The sequence below is a fragment of the Sinorhizobium sp. M4_45 genome (assembly GCF_002885915.1).
Taxonomy (GTDB): domain Bacteria; phylum Pseudomonadota; class Alphaproteobacteria; order Rhizobiales; family Rhizobiaceae; genus Sinorhizobium; species Sinorhizobium meliloti_A.
This window is the reverse complement of the sequence record NZ_NWVE01000008.1, coordinates 70,510-85,572: the sequence shown is the minus strand read 5'-3', so window position 1 is coordinate 85,572 and position 15,063 is coordinate 70,510. Positions and strand designations below refer to the sequence as shown.

Here is a 15,063-nt window from a genome sequence, read left to right as displayed (position 1 = left end):
TTCCCGGTTTTACTTGATTGGTTGTTCTGGTGATGCGCCGCCGGTGGGCGAAAAGCGCGTAGCCTTCATGATCTTGTTCTCCGCGACTTCGATGAGGTCGCGTATCTTGGGGAGGAACGCCCGCCAGTCCGGGTCGTCCATCAGCGCCGCGCGACGCTTCTCTCGGTCGTCAAGGCTCGCATAGGCCCAGATGTGAACGATCTCGTTGATCGGTCCGATCTCGGAGAAGAAATAGGCGACGAGTTCGCCAAGATGCTTCTTCTGGATGGCGATCCCTTCCTCCTCCACCGCCTGCAGGTAGGCGGGGATCGCGCCATTCTTCAGCCGATAGGTGCGGATCTCGTAGAACATCGCCGTCACCGCATCACGAAGGGATCCGGGATCGGATCATCCGAGGTCCTCAGCCACACGGTCTTGGTCCGAGTGTAGTCGAGCACCGCCGCCATGCCACCCTCGCGGCCGTGGCCGGAAAGCCCGAAGCCGCCGAAAGGCGCGATCGGCGAGACCGCCCGATAGGTGTTGACCCAGACGATCCCGGCGCGGATGCTTTTCATCAGCCGGTGCGCACGCGTGAGATCCCGTGTGAACAGCCCGGCCGCAAGGCCGTAACGGGTGTCGTTGGCGATCGCCAGTGCCTCTTCTTCGGTCTCGAAGGAGGCGACTGAAAGGACCGGCCCGAAGAATTCCTCCTCCAGCGCGGGCGAGCGGCCGCCGTCGCAGTCGAGAATGGTCGGCCGGTAGTAGAAACCGTCGCCTTCGGGAGCGCTGGCTCCAGTCACCACTTTGGCGCCGGTGGCGAGCGAGCGGGCGATCAGGGCCTCAATGTGCGCGCGCTGGCGCCGGGTTGCCAACGGCCCGACTTCCGTCGCCATGTCGAGCGGGCTGCCGAGGCGCACCGCCTCGGCCTTCGCCTTGAGAATCTCCAGGAAGCGGTCCTTGACGGTTCGCTCGACGACGAGGCGGGAGCCGGCGACGCAGCTCTGGCCGGTCGCCGCGAAGATGCCGGCGACCTGCGCGTTTGCCGCACTTTCGAGGTCGGCGTCGGCGAAGACGATGAAGGGCGACTTGCCACCGAGCTCAAGCGAGGTCGAGGCGAGATTCTCCGCCGAATTCCGCACCACATGGCGCGCGGTCTCCGGCCCACCGGTGAAGGCGATGTGGTCCACTTGAGGATGTCGGCTGAGCGCCGCGCCGCAGGAGGGGCCGAAGCCGGTGATGATGTTGACGACACCGGCGGGAAAGCCCGCCTCATGCACCAGCCGCGCAAATTCGAGCAGCGGTGCCGGTCCATCCTCCGAAGCCTTCACCACCATGGTGCAGCCGGCCGCAAGCGCCGGACCGATCTTCACCGCTGAGAGGAAAAGCTGGCTATTCCAGGGCACGACCATGGCGACGACGCCGATCGGTTCGCGGCGGAGCCAGACATCCATATCCGGCTTGTCGATCGGCAGATAGGATCCTTCGATCTTGTCGGCGAACCCGGCGTAATAGCGGTAATAGTCGGCGACATAGGCGATCTGTGCCGAGGTTTCGCGGATGATCTTGCCCGTGTCGCGCGTCTCGAGTTCCGCCAGTTTCTGGGCATTCGCGGCCACCAGATCGGCGAGCTTGTACAGCAGCTTGCCTCGCTGCGTCGCGGTCAGCCTCGGCCATGCTCCGCCATAGAGGGCATTGTGCGCCGCTCCAACGGCGCGATCGACATCGGCTTCGCGCGCCTCCGGCATCTCCGCCCAGGCACGGCCCGTCGCCGGGTCGATGCTTTCGAACCGGGCCTCGCCGTCGCCGAATTCACCATCGATGTAACACTGGAAGCGCTGCATCTGCCCTACTCCGCAAACGCCGGCATGACCTCGGCGATGAAGCGTTCAAGCGACGCCTTCTTGCGCTCGAAGCTCATACCCGTGTCGATCCAGAAGGAGTATTCATCATACCCCATCGCCTCGTAGGTCTTCAGCCGGGCGATGACCTCATCGGCCGTGCCGACGACGTTGTTGCGTCGCATTGCCTCGGCCGAGAGCATGGCGTTGGCGGCAATTTCCTCTTCCGGAATCCGTTCGATGAGGCCTTGTTTGATCGGTCGTTCGTTCTTGAACCACGCGAAAAAGTAATTGTAGTAGACGCTCATCTCATGAGCGGCTCGCGCGATATCTGCCTCGTCGGAGCCGACATAGGTGTGACGCAGCAGCATGATCTTAGGCCGCTCGGCCCCACGGCTCTTGGCGCAGGCGTCGTTGAACCGACCTATCAGGCTTCGGACCTCCTCGTCATCCTGCCAGAGCGGCGTCACTTGCACGTTGCAGCCGTTCGCGACAGCGAACTCATGCGAATTCGGATCGCGGGCAGCAACCCAGATCGGTGGATGCGGATCTTGCAGCGGCTTCGGCGCCGAGGTGGTGGCGGGGAACTTCCAGAACTCACCGTCGTGGGCGTAGTCACCGGCCCAAATCCCCTTCACGGCCGGAATGAGTTCGCGCATCCGTTGTCCGGCACTCCAGGCATCCAGGCCCGGCAACAACCGCTCGTATTCGAAACTGTACGCGCCGCGGGCGATCCCGATATCGAGGCGGCCGTCACAGATAAGATCCGTCATCGCCGCCTCGCCCGCGAGCTTGATCGGGTGCCAGAACGGCGCAATCACTGTGCCGGTGCCGAGGCGGACATTCCTCGTGCGGCGGGCAAGGTCCGCAATCGTTACAAACGGGTTCGGCGCAATGGTGAATTCCATGCCATGGTGCTCACCCGTCCAGATCGCGTGCATGCCACCCTTGTCTGCGATCTCGCAGAGCGCGACGAATTCCTCGTAGAGCGACTTGTGGTCCTGCGAGGCATCGAGACGTTCCATGTGTACGAAAAGCGAGAATTTCATGTGCGTGCGTCCTTGTTCGCGATCGGATGAACCGTGCCGCCGGTCTCGTCGCCGAAGTACATACCGAAATTGCCGATGGAGCTTTCGAGCACGAAACGATTGATGATGTCGGCGGTCGCGGTGCTGCTGAATTTCGCCGCGGCGGCGTCCTCCGGCCTCAGGAACCGGCCTCTTTGCGGGGCACCGTCGCTGGCCAGTGCGTGATAGACGATGTGTTGCCGTCCATCGCTCTTGTCTTCATAGACTGAATAGAGAAAGCCGATGGTGACGTTTAGTCCGGTCAATTGCTCGAGATGCGCCGCCAGGGTCCGGGCGGGGTCATCGCCTTCGACGGTGCAACTCGGGATCGACAGCGTTTCATCGCCCACGAGATATACTGAGCCCTGCTGCTCGAGCACTGCGCCGAGACGAATTTCGCCCCCGACGGCCGCGGAAACGGCCTTGCCCGCCAGCCTAGGCGTGAAATAGCCGCCGCGGGCATAGCCGAGGCCATTTAGCCCGCTGTTCTCGAAGGCCGTTACGCGCCCAACCATTATCACATGATCGCCAGCCTCTATGAGGTCCTGCTTCGAACACTCGAACCAGGCCGCGACCTGGGAAAAGATCGGGCAACCATTCGGCCCTTTCCTCCAGTCGACGGCCGCGAACCGATCCTCCACCGGCCGGGCGAAGGTGTTGGAGATGTCTTTTTGTGTTTCGGACAGGACGTTGACGGCGAAACGCTCCGCTCCGGTCATCGTCTCATAATTGCGCGAGGTCTTGGCAATACACACGAGCAGCAGGGGCGGATCCAACGAGACCGACGTAAAGGAATTGGCTGTAAAACCGATTGGCCGGCCCGCCGGATTGTTCGCCGTCACCACCGTCACTCCGGTCGCAAAGGCGCCAAAGGCGTCGCGCAAGGCTCTTGGATCTTCCACACTCATGCCGGCTCCTCCCGGTAATTCAGCCACTCCGCCATCAGCGCATTGACACTTTCCGGCGCGGTCAGATTGACCATATGTCTGTGACCGTCGACGACGCGAGCCCATCCGTTCGGCGTCAGCGACGCCATCTGCTCAGCCATTTCCGGCGTCGAATTCGGGTCTCCCGAACCCGTGAGGAAAAGGGCGGGGCAAGTGACGGAAGGCCAGCAATCGGCATAGGCCTCGTCGCCGTTTGCAAAGGCGGTATAGGCGGTCGCGTAGCCTTCCGGATCGACCGCCTCTAACCACACGCGGGTCAATTCCCGTGCTCGCTGGCTCTGCGGATCATCGCCGAACCATCGCAGCAACGGTCCCGCCGTGTCCACGCCGCTTGTTCGGATTGCCGCTGCGCGGGCCAGAACGGCCGCCTTTGCCGCGGGATCGCGGCGGTAAACGCCGTTGAGATAAGCGACACGCGTGATGCGGTTGGCGAAGGTTGCCGCCGCGCCGCCGGAAATCAGCGCACCCATCGAGTGCCCCGCGAGATTCGCACGGTCAATACCGATATCGTCCAGAAAGCGGCCGAACCAGTCGACGAAGTCGCGCACCGTGCTGCCCGCCGCGATTTTCTCGCTCCCGCCATGCCCGGGCATGTCCACCGCGATGACGCGATGGGTCTTGGCGAAGGCTTCGATCTGCGGCGCCCAGGCCTCGAGGCGCATGCCGACGCCGTGAATGAGGATCAACGGCTCGCCCTCACCGGCTTCGAGGTAGGCGGCTCCGCGCACAGTCATCTTGCGCGGCAGCGCAGTGCCGCCCTCCCCGGACGTATTTGATGTGACCGTCTGCATCGAAGTGCCTGCCGTTTACACGCCGGCCGGATTGGCGGCGTCCTGGCCGAGGTCCTTCAGATCCTGATAGCGGTCGCCTATCCGATGGTGCGGGCGTCCGCCAACCGATGCGCCAAGAGCCACGACGATTTCATCGGCGGCCGGCGCATCGGGCATCGCCGTCTGAATCGTCAGGTAGTGAGAACGGCGACCCTCATCGTTCTTGTCCATCAGTGGGATCATGACGGTGGCGTTGGCGGGGCCGCGCGTATTGCAGAAGGCGAGGTACGACTTGGCGCCGACCGCTTGGCGATAGTGATTGCCGAAACGCAGCGTATGGATGAGTGCCGAGGCATGCTCGATCTCACCGTCAAGCCCCACAACGGCGGCCTTGCCGTAGCCTTCGACCGCTTCGCCTGAGCCGACGGCGTCGATAATCATTCTGGTCAGGAGCTCCCCAAGCACAGGTGCTGCCGCATGGATCTCCGGCTTGAGGTCCTCCACGAAGCCCCGCCCCGCCCACGGATTTTTCACCACCGCCAGCGCCGAAAACAGCTTCAACGGCTGCGGGGTGGCCTTGCCTCCTTCGATCAAGGTCGTTTCGATCTGGAGCAGCGTTTTGCGGATCTGAACGGGCATTGGAAATCCTTCCCAACCATATCTATTACGTCTTATGGTATACCATAATATTGCAGTGTCAAGCGTCCCTTGAAGCCGAGCCAGAAACGTCGGGAGCAACGGATGGGCATTGAAGAAAATCGCCTTGCGTCGGCGACTGGCGGGAGAGAAGCCAACCTCCTGTCGCGGCGCGGGTGCGCGAAGCCTGTCAGATGGACCCAGGGCCGAACGCCAAACTGGTCGCCGGCGGCCGCTGCACAGACGTCCGATGTGTGTGGGGCGCTATTGCAGGAAAAGGAGGTGCGCGGGCTCAATTACAATGCCGTCGCCTTGGCAGAAGCGATCGGTGACCAGCTCCCGGATAACCGGAGTGGGCCAGGTCGACAGCATCGTCTCGGGAAGGCAGGGCCATTCTGCCTTCCACCGTAACTATTCACTCGCCCGTCTGCTGAGCGGCGATGAGCGTTTCCGCGATGGCAGCGGCGCGGGCGACATGGTCAAGGGCGGCTCTGCAGGCCGCTTCGCCGTCGCCCCTTCTGATCGCATCGACGATTTTTTCCATTTGCGCAGGTCCTTCGACGTCGCGATTGTTGGTCTTGATCGTCATGGAGCGCAGATGGTTGATCCGGACGGTCAGAAGATTCACGACGCCCCAGGCGACGTGCCGATCAACCCGGGTGAACAATGTTTGATAGAAAGCGGAAGTCTGGTTGAGAACGCCATGCATGTCCTTGGCGGCATAGCTCTCGCGGATGCCCTTCAACGACGCTTGGAGAGCCTCCGCGATGGCCGGGTCGCGTCGTTCCGCGCACAGCCGCGCAGCCATTCCTTCGAGGGCACCACGGATTTCATAAATCTGCTTTGCCTCATCCAAGTCGAGGAGCGCGACGATCGGTCCCTTGTTCGGTAAGCTCGCTACGAGCCCCTCGGATTCGAGATGGCGTAGCACCTCACGGACGACCGTGCGGCTCACGCCCAGTTGACCGCAGAGATCACGCTCGACGAGGCGTTCGCCAGGTTTGAAATAGCCGTCTACAATTGCATCCCGAACCTTTTCGAGTGCTAGTTCCCTCAATGTCTTGGCCGGACGCTCTACTCGGATGTCGGTCTCCCGCAAATCAGCGTTCATCATTCTACCTCAATATCGGTTCGTCTGCCGACGCTAATGATATTACGGTGTACCATAATACTCGTATGCCTAAATTCTTCAATGGCGATCAACCGAGCGATATCTCCAGCCGCCTGGGCGCGATCCCCTTTGAACCGAACCAGGATGGAAGCACGCAAGGGGGTGAGCTCGCCTATGTCGGCGAAGTCGGTACGGCCTTTTCGCGACGGATGTCGACGGAGTTACGCAAGCTGCTCGAGGCGATCGTCGCGAAGAAACCACTGTTAACTGAAGCGGAACAACGCGATATTTACCGTGCCGCTGCTTTTTGCCGAAGTCGAATTTCGCGCTTGCCGATGCCACAGGCATGCGAATAAGGCAGGACGCGCGAAGGCACCCCTTTCATCCACATTGTCCCTGCAAGGAACAGGATCGGTCCGCCGAGCTGCGCCAGCGCGCTATTGTATGTTCCGGATTGAGGATGCGCCAGGCTGAAGTCTGAAGTCTTCTGCGAAGGCGGTAAAGATGATGCCGCCTACGATCGGAAGGTGACCGTAGGTGAAGAGATACTGCGCGGTGGTTTGCGGTTTAGCTAGACGTGTCCTCTGCCTTGTCAGCAGCGCGTTCCTGGCCGTCGTGAAAATAGATCCACCACATGAGAACGGTAGTCAGGAAGGAAAGACACAGCACCGGAGGCGTACCTTCAGTGTCCAGGTTTTCAAACGTGTGTTTGCCGATCGTCAGTATGGTCTCCCCGCCGAGCGCGATAATGACAAAAAGCGCGCTGCGTTCAGCGAGGAGTTCCCCGTCGATGTCGAGCGTTTCCCGCGGCGAAGCTCCGAGACGCGGTACCCAGTATCTGACCATCGGACCTACGTATTCCAGAGCAAGTGCCACGATCCACAGGACGACGCGCAGATTCGGTTCGGGCAGACCTCCCGTGATCCAGAAGATGCTTGAAATAATAAGCCAGACGGTAATCCGGAAGAAGGTCATGAACGAGGCCAAGTCGCCTCTTCGAAAAGATCGAACGCATCATGGCAGACGAGCCGAAATCATAAGTGCCGTGGCCTTCGCCGGATGGATACAGACCGTCTTCCTTGTAGCGGTTGAAGATCTTGTACCCGGTCTTGCGCGAGATGCCGAACTCCCGGCACACATCGCTCATGCCTTCGCCCGGTGGCGGCGCGTTCGACAAGCTTTTGCGGTCCTTGGGGCGGCTATATCTCACATCTATATCTCACATGGGCGGTTGTTCGGTCCGGGGTGGTATATGGCTGCCTGCCTATTCCTTCAGAATAGGCCGAAAGAAGCCCGGATCGTAGCGATCCGGGCTTAATCAATGTTCAAACTGTATTCTGATGCAATATCAATCATCGACTCCGCAATACTTCTTCCCCCTCGCCAATACATCACGTTCTAAGGGCAATTCAGGAAAGATGGGCCGCTGCAACAAGGATATTATCCGAAAGTCGTAGAGAGACAATAAAAAATAATGGGTTTGTTGTTTAATCATACTTTATGTACGCTGCGCGGGGTAGCGCGCTACGCTCCTCACGCCCCAAGTGCCGATACTGCGTGACCATTTTCGCCGCCGTTTGAGGCGCTTTCTGAAAGCGCCTGGCTTATCTCGCCCCGGAGCCTATCCAGCTCAATGAAGTGATCGGCTTCGCGGCGCAGTGCGTCTGAAATCATTGGTGGCCGCGTCGCCATGGTCGACACTACCGAGACCTTGCGCCCATTACGTTGCAATGCCACGACAAGACTCGTGAAGTTGCCATCGCCTGAGAAAATCACGATATGATCGGCCGTCTTTGACATTTCGAGGGCGTCGATCGCTAGCTCCACATCCATGTTGCCCTTGACCTTGCGACGTCCGAGCGAGTCGGTGAATTCTCTGACAGGTTTGGTCACCACCTGGTATCCATTGTAGTCGAGCCAGTCTATCAGCGGCCGGATTGTAGCCGTTTCCTCGTTCTCCGCCAGCGCGCAATAGTAGTTGGCCCGGAGCAGATAAGCTCGCTTGCGAAAAGCCCCGAGCAGTTTGCGGTAATCAATGTCGAAGCCGAGCGCCTTCGCGGCGGCAAACAGATTGGCGCCGTCGATGAGGAGCGCGATCTTCTCCCGCTGATCGAACATGGCCGCTCTCTCCCGCCGCAGGGCTGGGCTCCGGAACGAAGCAAACTTGCTCGGCGTTCAGTCTCCAGAGGAGCACTATACGCGAATAGGGCACCACTTGCGTATAGTCCATTCGGCTCATCCTTCCTCCCCGCCCCCGCTTAGCGCGGAGCACACCGGGGGACTAGCCAATCTAATCTAGTCCGAGACTGACGCTGCCCTGCAGGAGATACTTCACGCCAAGCTCCTTGCTGACCTTTTGCGGGCCGGCCGTGTGTCCTGATGCTCCGAAGAGGTGCGCGCGACCAAGAAGAGACTTCGGGGGTGGGAGAGCCCGCTGATGATGTCTTCCGACAGTCCTACTGTCCCACTTCGCGTCACCGCCGAGATTGTGGAACGGGAGCACGGCAAGCGAGGGTCGCTCATCGCTGATCAGGCGAGTTTGTTGCAACCAGGCAGTGATACCAAGGGCAGCAGAGGCGGCAGCGGTGGCCGCCAGAACCGCTTCCCATTTCGGGAGCTAATTCACCATTTCGGGAGCGGTCCAGCGATGCCGCGCCAACCAGCTCGAGGGAGTCTCAGGTTTTGACGGAAGCATACCGGACGTTGGCGAAGTAGTTGCTGCATTCGTCGCACTGGAGTGAGGGGACAAGGTTGCCGAGGGATTGCCATGTCTGATCGAGGGGTTCGCTTCTGTGCTGGCCGCGGCTCTTCGAGCGCCATTGTCCGCGCTAAAGTCGCTGACATACTGGATGAATTCGTCGCTATCAGCGACTGCGTCGGCAGCTTTCAGTGCTCGGGATTAGTCCTGGCAGGGCCAAACCTTGCTCAACGCCAGAGGGACCAGCAAGGCGCCTGACCTATGTCTCTCCTCTGGATTATTGTTGACCCATTTACAGACGACGTCGCGGACTTGCCCATAAGTCACGTCCCTGGCTGGGCAATAATCGATTGGAGGTCCCACCGTGACGTATGCGTCCATAATCCCGTCGACGTAGGCCAGTGCTATGGCAGGGTCATTTTCACACCACCGATTGATCTCATTGCCGTTAGAGGCTGACCGGAAAAGAGTTGAGTGAAATCAGTAAGTTGTGATTCCGTCGGATTTGCTAAGATTCGATGGAGGCCACGATGGCTTGGACTGATTTCACCCGGCGGCAATATGCGCGACGGGCGCAGCGATATGCAAGTGATCTTACGGACCGCGAGTGGTCCTTAATCGCGCCGTTCATGCCGCCGCCCCGTCGGCTTGGTAGACCGCGCAAGACCGATATGCGTGAGGTGGTGAACGCGCTGCTTTACATCGCGTCGACCGGTTGCCAATGGCGGATGCTGCCGAAGGACTTCCCGCCATTTTCCACTGTCCAGGGCTACTTCTACGAATGGCGAGCGACCGACCTGTGGAACCGGATCAACCACCATCTCGTCATGGAGACACGGGAATTGGAGGGAAGACAGGCCTCTCCCACAGCGGGTGTGATCGATAGCCAGAGTGTCAAAACCACCGAAAGCGGCGGCGTTCGCGGCTTTGATGCGGGAAAGAAGATCAAGGGCCGCAAGCGCCATATCATCGTCGACACGCTTGGCCTGATGGTCGGCCTCATGGTGCACGGGGCTGACGTTCAGGATCGCGACGGAGCGCCCGATCTCTTGAAGTCCATCCGCCACAGATGGCCTTGGCTGCTTCATGTCTTTGCCGATGGTGGCTACGCGGGCGAAAAGCTGAAGAGCCGACTGAAGAATACCGGCAAGTGGACACTCGAAATCATCAAGCGCTCCGACAAGACCAAGGCGTTTGAGATCCTACCCCGCCGGTGGGTTGTCGAGCGCACATTCGCGTGGCTGGGGCGATGCCGCAGGCTGGCGAAAGACTTCGAGAAGTCCATCGCTTCAGCCCAGGCCTGGATCACAATCGCCCACCTCCGCATGCTCACAAGGCGGCTTGCAAGATATTGCTATCGTTGATCACTTTTCGAGTCCGACTCTTAGACGCCTGAGCATCGGACGCAGCTGTCATCAGGACCATCGCAAGGTTTGCGACCTTCATTGTGCACCTCGGCTGCACACTTGCTCGGCTCCAGCCGGCTGCAGAGTTTTCGAGATGATTTCTGCTCTAAGAGAGAAATACCGGCTGATTGTATTGCACAATTGTCAGCACTTCCGAGAAATGTAGACACCTACACTTCTCATTATGGATACCATCTAAGGGTGCCATTCTATAATATACCAATCTATATAGGGCAGCGATAATTACCTTTCTGCTCAATTCCAGTGCGACCGAAGTGTCTATCCCCCTTCGCTGCTCTTCACGGACGCGCTTGTGTCGCCGTCCCGCCGCTACTGCAGCTCAATGATCAAACGACAGAGGACGTCGGCGATATCAGCGCCACGGAGATTACAAGCGTGCGCTATCTTTTTTCGGCTCGAAGCTTCGGAAAGGACGGATGTGCTGAGAGGTGACGGAACCGTTGAGGACTTATGGTGGGCGCCTCATCGCGCGGGCGCGGACCCCACTTCCGCGCCAGCATTCGTGGCACGCCGATGTCCACGGTCGTCGGTTTCAGCTGCAGCGGGCGGCTGGTCTTCACACAATCAGACCGCACCCGCTATCTCAATGCCCCGCATGGCCTGGGTCGAAATAAATCTCCGTCACGCGGAAGCACCCATCGATGCGCATGCATTGAACAATTATGTCGATTGCGACCTTCAGAAGCTTATGAATATCATCCCTACCGAGGTCCCGGCCGCCCTCTGATTCCTTCACGAGCAGCGTTAGCTGCTCGAACGCCAGCGCTGCGCAATCGGAGTGGACCGTCGTGATCGATCCTGGATGCCCGGAATTGACGTTGCGAATGTAATAAAATGCGGTTCCATCGCGCAGTTCCTGAAGCAGAATACGATCCGGCCGCATGCGCAGACAGGACTCGAGGAGCTCCTTCGCACTGATGTTGGCAAGCCCCTGCCCTCCCTTAGAATAGAACAACCGCACATGGTTCGGCTGCGGGATAATGAGTTCCGGCGTATCTTCGATAGAGATGATCCGCTCATGGATCGGAATATGACGCATGAGCGCCTTGGAGAGTGTCGTCTTACCTGACCCCGTCGCTCCCGAAATTATGATGTTCTTGCGCGCCAGCACCGCCTCACGCAGGAACTCAGCATAAGCACCCTTTCGATGAAGATCGACAATTCTACGGTCCACTGAACCCCCTTTGCCAGCGTGCGTCACGTTCGCGAACAGCCCATTCTTCTCGAGGTCCTCGAGGCTCAGTGTCACCGAAGAGGGTTTCCGGATGGTGATGCTGACTATGCCGTTACTTGTCGCCGGCGGAATGACCATCTGGATCCTTTCGTCTCCTGGCAGGGTCGCTGACAAGATCGGCCGCCTCTCGTCGATGGACTGATTGGAAAACGACGCCACGGCCCGGGCAAGGCGCATCAGCTTCTCGAAGGTCAGCTCCGGCGTGTCATGGGTCCGCCAACCTTCGGCGCCTTCGGTCAAAACCTGCCCGGGCCTATTTACGATCACCTCATAAAGGGACGTGTCTTTTAGGAACCGCGAAAACGGAGCAAGTAGTTCGCGGACGACTGCTGCATCAGGTCCCTCAGTCATATTGCCACCCCTACTTTGTCACCAACGCCGATTGCGGACTGAAGTCACCGAGCACCGCCCGGTCAGGTATTCTGTTCTTCGGTTCTGTTATTCGAAGCGTGTAGACGCCGGAAAAGTCGAGGTCGCGCGCGACGAAGATCGATACAAGCTCACCTTGGTTCTTCAGGAGTGTCGGCGGGATGTTGATCGACTGCTCCACGGCAATCGCTGCGGCCTGCTGGGCCGTGCTCGTGGCGTTCTGCGGATCGACGTCGCTGTCCTGCAGGCGGTTGTTGGCATAACTCGTGGCGTCTCCGACTATGGAAAGGAGAAGGGCACTGCCGAAGCGCTCCCACCAATGGGTGTCGACATCGCCGTCAACGCCGGCACGGCCGAGCGCATCGGTCGCCGGTGACGCCAGCGTGACGATGACGCCGTTCGGCGTCTTCGCACGGTTCCAAAGCACGAACAGGCGCTTTTGCCCACGCTGTAAGCCGCCACGGTATTCGCCGACGATCTGCGTGCCTTTTTCCATCAGCACGACGCGGCCATTGTCGGAAAGAACGTCGCGATTGATCACGCAGTTTGTGAAGCCAGGCTGATCCGACGCCATCGCCGTTTCCAACACGCAGGGTATCGAGGTACCCATGGCGACAATGTAATTCCGATTGCCAAGCGTGCCGGCACGCGAGCCTTCGAGCTTGGTCGGTCGTAGCAGGCCGTCGAAGCGACGCTCGTCGCTATTCTGCTGGTTCTGCCCTATCATATTGCTATCGAACGGCAGGAAATTGCTTTTCGCAGCCGTCTCCGAACTATCCGCCTCGCGGCGCTGCGTCGCATTTTTCTGCCCACCACTGAAGGCCATGACCGGCGCGCGACGAGCAGAGTCGAGCAGTTCATCCTTCTCCTTGGTGACTGGTTCTACGACCGGGGTTGGCAGCTTCACTTCCGGGACCGCCTGCGTCGACTCGACCTTCTCCTTGGCAGCCTCAAAGTCGCTTGTCTGCCGAATAACGATGCGCTCGGGTTGCGCGTTCTCATCATTCGCTTCTTTCCCGGTTGTCGACCAAAGGGCAAAACCAACGAACGCCAGGGCGGCGAGCGCCACCGCGCCGCGCTTGAACACGGGGCTATTGTCGATGCGCCGGCCGGTCACCGTTTCGGCACGCTCTCCGGGAATGCGGATTTCGTCTTCCTGAGCCATGATTCCCCTCCCCTATTGAACAGCGTCGTCGGCTTTTACGACGCGCTCGACCGACGGTGATGTTGTGTTGGTGTCCGGGTTGATGCCGACACGATCGTAGGCCTCATTGAAAACGCACAGCACATCCTTGCCGCGGCGCAGGATGAACTTGCGGCTGATCGCGTGAACCATCACCAGATTGCCATCGACCGACTTCGGCACCAGGCTCTCGGAGCCGTCGGAGTTCTCCATGTAAATGGCGGGCATCTCCTGGTTGCCGACGAACGCGAAGGTCGTGATCTTGCCGTTGTCGTAGACGCTCTGCGGTTCCAGCGCCTGCGCCCCTTGTGCCGAATAGCGCCAGTTGCGCGGCCCAAATGCTTCATGAAGAGCCAGCACATTGTCGGCTTCCTTCGCCTTATTGGCGAGTGCGCGAGCGGCGGCCTGCCGGCGGCGGAGCTCCGCCTCATCACCGGGATAGCGAAATTTCACGTAGAAGTATGTGTTATGGCCGACCGCGACGGAGCCGTCGCGCACGGTGAGTTCCATCTGATAGCTGCGCGTCGATCCATCCCGGCGCGTCGTCACCACGGAAATGTTCGTGACCGGCTGGTTCTCGCGCGGTTTCAGGAACAGGATGTTTCCCGCCGGCGCCACCTCCCAGGCAACGCTGTTGCCGAGCGCCACATGGGCGATCTCCTCGTCGGCCGCGAACTCGACCTGTACGGAGGAGCGCAGCGTGCCGACGATTCTGGTAATGTTGTACGGCTGGTAGTTCACGAACCGGACACGGCTGTCCTGTGACGCGCCGCGTGGGATGTCGAGTGCAAAGGCTGTAGAGGCGGCTCCCACAAGGAAAGCCGTAACGAAGATTGTCTTTCTTATCAATTGATAGCCTCCGGATCGGCGCGGTATTCGCTGACCGCAAAGCCGAGGGGGTTCACCAGCCGGTCTGTCGAGGACATAGGGGCGTTGGCATAGGAATAGGTGAGGGTCGCGACCCAGTGGGTTGTACGGACTTCCTCGCCACGGGTAATCGTCCGCATGTAGCGGACGGAGACGACGTGCGAGTTGATCAGCGAGATCGAGACGATGCTGATGCGCGCCGTGGCACCGCGCCCATAGACGTTCTGTGGCGATTCCGGATTGCCGCCGCGATAGAGGGCCGCGAACCGGGACTGTTCCGGCTGGGTCGACAGAAGCGCGACGGTGCGGAAGTTTTCCTCCGCCTCGCTCCAGACATAACCCTCGCGAGCACGGACATATTTGGCCGCGAAGTATTTGGTCACCGCCTCGTCGTAGGTCCCGGCCGTCGACGTCAGCGCCGATACGACATCGACGATTCCGGTCGAATTGTCGACCCGCACGACAAAGGGCTCCACCGTCTTCAGCGGCGTAAGACCGGCGACTGCAAAGATCGAGGCGCCGGCGATGATGCTGGCGACGATGGCAATCGTCCAGGCGATACGGTTCGATCGTTCCACCTGAGCCATACGGTCCTGATCGAAACGCCGCGCCTTGTCGAAATATGTCTTGAGTTCATCCCCTGAAACCATGGCGTCACCCCTCGCAACGTCGGTAAAAAGCATCAATGGTGAGATGTGCGAAAGCCGGCGGCTCCCTGCTTTCCTCGACATAGGGTGTGGCCGCGTGCTGGGAGGTCGTTGACCGCGTATTCGAATGCTTCTGGTTGAGGTTGCTATCGTCTTCCCACTGCCACATCGAACGATTAAGGGGCCGGCGCGAATAGCCGTCGCATTTCGGTAGCGGATAGGTCAGCGATGTGCAGCCGCTTAAGGCGGCCGCCATGCAGAACAGCGAAAATATTCTGATCATTCCTGGA

General features: G+C 59.8%; 16 protein-coding genes and 2 pseudogenes. 2 read left to right on the top strand and 16 right to left on the bottom strand.

All coding sequences use genetic code 11. The features are described 5' to 3' along the window. Positions 1 to 9 precede the first annotated feature (9 nt). From CN933_RS21295 to CN933_RS21265, 7 genes are all read right to left on the bottom strand, one after another. Positions 10 to 351: an NIPSNAP family protein gene (locus CN933_RS21295; RefSeq protein WP_102762443.1), complete on the bottom strand. Its 342-nt coding sequence runs from the start codon at positions 349 to 351 to the stop codon at positions 10 to 12. 5 nt (positions 352 to 356) lie between these two features. Beyond that, complete coding sequence (locus CN933_RS21290) at positions 357 to 1,820, bottom strand: aldehyde dehydrogenase (RefSeq protein ID WP_102762283.1); 1,464 nt, start codon at positions 1,818 to 1,820, stop codon at positions 357 to 359. A gap of 5 nt (positions 1,821 to 1,825) precedes the next feature. Next, the gene (locus CN933_RS21285) at positions 1,826 to 2,866 is read right to left on the bottom strand and encodes an LLM class flavin-dependent oxidoreductase (RefSeq protein ID WP_018097224.1); all 1,041 of its coding nucleotides are present in this window, start codon (positions 2,864 to 2,866) and stop codon (positions 1,826 to 1,828) included. After that, positions 2,863 to 3,792, bottom strand: a complete 930-nt coding sequence (locus CN933_RS21280; RefSeq protein ID WP_102762282.1) for a flavin reductase family protein — start codon at positions 3,790 to 3,792, stop codon at positions 2,863 to 2,865. The genes CN933_RS21285 and CN933_RS21280 overlap by 4 nt, the downstream gene beginning before the upstream one ends. Beyond that, positions 3,789 to 4,622 carry an alpha/beta fold hydrolase gene (locus CN933_RS21275; RefSeq protein WP_018097226.1) on the bottom strand — a complete coding sequence of 278 codons (834 nt, stop codon included), beginning with the start codon at positions 4,620 to 4,622 and terminating at the stop codon, positions 3,789 to 3,791. Before CN933_RS21275 ends, CN933_RS21280 begins: the two co-directional genes overlap by 4 nt. Positions 4,623 to 4,637: 15 nt before the next feature. After that, on the bottom strand, positions 4,638 to 5,240 hold the full coding sequence (locus CN933_RS21270) for an amino acid synthesis family protein (protein WP_102762281.1): 603 nt from the start codon (positions 5,238 to 5,240) through the stop codon (positions 4,638 to 4,640). A gap of 412 nt (positions 5,241 to 5,652) precedes the next feature. Beyond that, positions 5,653 to 6,348, bottom strand: coding sequence for a GntR family transcriptional regulator (locus CN933_RS21265; RefSeq protein WP_026168832.1), 696 nt, complete (start codon positions 6,346 to 6,348; stop codon positions 5,653 to 5,655). Positions 6,349 to 6,413: 65 nt separating this feature from the next. On the opposite strand from CN933_RS21265, the gene CN933_RS31575 reads away from it, so the two are divergent. Beyond that, complete coding sequence (locus CN933_RS31575) at positions 6,414 to 6,704, top strand: hypothetical protein (protein ID WP_180980786.1); 291 nt, start codon at positions 6,414 to 6,416, stop codon at positions 6,702 to 6,704. Here CN933_RS31575 and CN933_RS32425 read toward each other — a convergent pair. The 4 genes and pseudogenes from CN933_RS32425 to CN933_RS21245 form a co-directional block, all read right to left on the bottom strand. Next, positions 6,683 to 7,353 (bottom strand): annotated as a pseudogene (locus CN933_RS32425) (low temperature requirement protein A); the annotation flags it as partial. The gene CN933_RS31575 and the pseudogene CN933_RS32425 overlap by 22 nt on opposite strands. Positions 7,354 to 7,414: 61 nt before the next feature. Next, positions 7,415 to 7,564 (bottom strand): annotated as a pseudogene (locus tag CN933_RS32580) (helix-turn-helix domain-containing protein); the annotation flags it as partial. A gap of 317 nt (positions 7,565 to 7,881) precedes the next feature. Further along, complete coding sequence (locus tag CN933_RS21250) at positions 7,882 to 8,466, bottom strand: LabA-like NYN domain-containing protein (protein WP_102762280.1); 585 nt, start codon at positions 8,464 to 8,466, stop codon at positions 7,882 to 7,884. Positions 8,467 to 9,247: 781 nt separating this feature from the next. Further along, positions 9,248 to 9,484 (bottom strand): Rap1a/Tai family immunity protein, encoded by a 237-nt coding sequence (locus tag CN933_RS21245; RefSeq protein WP_280951615.1) that lies wholly within the window; start codon positions 9,482 to 9,484, stop codon positions 9,248 to 9,250. 92 nt (positions 9,485 to 9,576) lie between these two features. Here CN933_RS21245 and CN933_RS21240 point away from each other — a divergent pair, with 92 nt between their 5' ends. Continuing rightward, positions 9,577 to 10,410: an IS5 family transposase gene (locus CN933_RS21240; RefSeq protein WP_102762279.1), complete on the top strand. Its 834-nt coding sequence runs from the start codon at positions 9,577 to 9,579 to the stop codon at positions 10,408 to 10,410. A gap of 646 nt (positions 10,411 to 11,056) precedes the next feature. Here the strand turns inward: CN933_RS21240 and virB11 are convergent. From virB11 to CN933_RS31915, 5 genes are read right to left on the bottom strand one after another with little or no spacing between them, the layout of a single operon-like run. Continuing rightward, positions 11,057 to 12,058, bottom strand: a complete 1,002-nt coding sequence (gene virB11, locus CN933_RS21235; RefSeq protein WP_102762278.1) for a P-type DNA transfer ATPase VirB11 — start codon at positions 12,056 to 12,058, stop codon at positions 11,057 to 11,059. A 10-nt stretch (positions 12,059 to 12,068) separates the two neighbouring features. Then, the gene (gene virB10, locus CN933_RS21230; RefSeq protein ID WP_102762277.1) at positions 12,069 to 13,241 is read right to left on the bottom strand and encodes a type IV secretion system protein VirB10; all 1,173 of its coding nucleotides are present in this window, start codon (positions 13,239 to 13,241) and stop codon (positions 12,069 to 12,071) included. A 12-nt stretch (positions 13,242 to 13,253) separates the two neighbouring features. Further along, positions 13,254 to 14,105, bottom strand: a complete 852-nt coding sequence (gene virB9, locus CN933_RS21225; protein ID WP_102762442.1) for a P-type conjugative transfer protein VirB9 — start codon at positions 14,103 to 14,105, stop codon at positions 13,254 to 13,256. Continuing rightward, positions 14,105 to 14,776, bottom strand: coding sequence for a VirB8 family type IV secretion system protein (locus CN933_RS21220; protein ID WP_102762276.1), 672 nt, complete (start codon positions 14,774 to 14,776; stop codon positions 14,105 to 14,107). Before CN933_RS21220 ends, virB9 begins: the two co-directional genes overlap by 1 nt. A 4-nt stretch (positions 14,777 to 14,780) precedes the next feature. Then, the gene (locus CN933_RS31915; RefSeq protein WP_102762275.1) at positions 14,781 to 15,056 is read right to left on the bottom strand and encodes a hypothetical protein; all 276 of its coding nucleotides are present in this window, start codon (positions 15,054 to 15,056) and stop codon (positions 14,781 to 14,783) included. Positions 15,057 to 15,063 lie beyond the last annotated feature (7 nt).

Coding starts and splice junctions, on each gene's coding strand:
- CN933_RS21295 (WP_102762443.1), bottom strand. CDS start 351: ATGTTCTACGAGATCCGCACCTATCGGCTGAAGAATGGCGCGATCCCC.
- CN933_RS21290 (WP_102762283.1), bottom strand. CDS start 1,820: ATGCAGCGCTTCCAGTGTTACATCGATGGTGAATTCGGCGACGGCGAG.
- CN933_RS21285 (WP_018097224.1), bottom strand. CDS start 2,866: ATGAAATTCTCGCTTTTCGTACACATGGAACGTCTCGATGCCTCGCAG.
- CN933_RS21280 (WP_102762282.1), bottom strand. CDS start 3,792: ATGAGTGTGGAAGATCCAAGAGCCTTGCGCGACGCCTTTGGCGCCTTT.
- CN933_RS21275 (WP_018097226.1), bottom strand. CDS start 4,622: ATGCAGACGGTCACATCAAATACGTCCGGGGAGGGCGGCACTGCGCTG.
- CN933_RS21270 (WP_102762281.1), bottom strand. CDS start 5,240: ATGCCCGTTCAGATCCGCAAAACGCTGCTCCAGATCGAAACGACCTTG.
- CN933_RS21265 (WP_026168832.1), bottom strand. CDS start 6,348: ATGAACGCTGATTTGCGGGAGACCGACATCCGAGTAGAGCGTCCGGCC.
- CN933_RS31575 (WP_180980786.1), top strand. CDS start 6,414: ATGCCTAAATTCTTCAATGGCGATCAACCGAGCGATATCTCCAGCCGC.
- CN933_RS21250 (WP_102762280.1), bottom strand. CDS start 8,466: ATGTTCGATCAGCGGGAGAAGATCGCGCTCCTCATCGACGGCGCCAAT.
- CN933_RS21240 (WP_102762279.1), top strand. CDS start 9,577: ATGGCTTGGACTGATTTCACCCGGCGGCAATATGCGCGACGGGCGCAG.
- virB11 (WP_102762278.1), bottom strand. CDS start 12,058: ATGACTGAGGGACCTGATGCAGCAGTCGTCCGCGAACTACTTGCTCCG.
- virB10 (WP_102762277.1), bottom strand. CDS start 13,241: ATGGCTCAGGAAGACGAAATCCGCATTCCCGGAGAGCGTGCCGAAACG.
- CN933_RS21220 (WP_102762276.1), bottom strand. CDS start 14,776: ATGGTTTCAGGGGATGAACTCAAGACATATTTCGACAAGGCGCGGCGT.
- CN933_RS31915 (WP_102762275.1), bottom strand. CDS start 15,056: ATGATCAGAATATTTTCGCTGTTCTGCATGGCGGCCGCCTTAAGCGGC.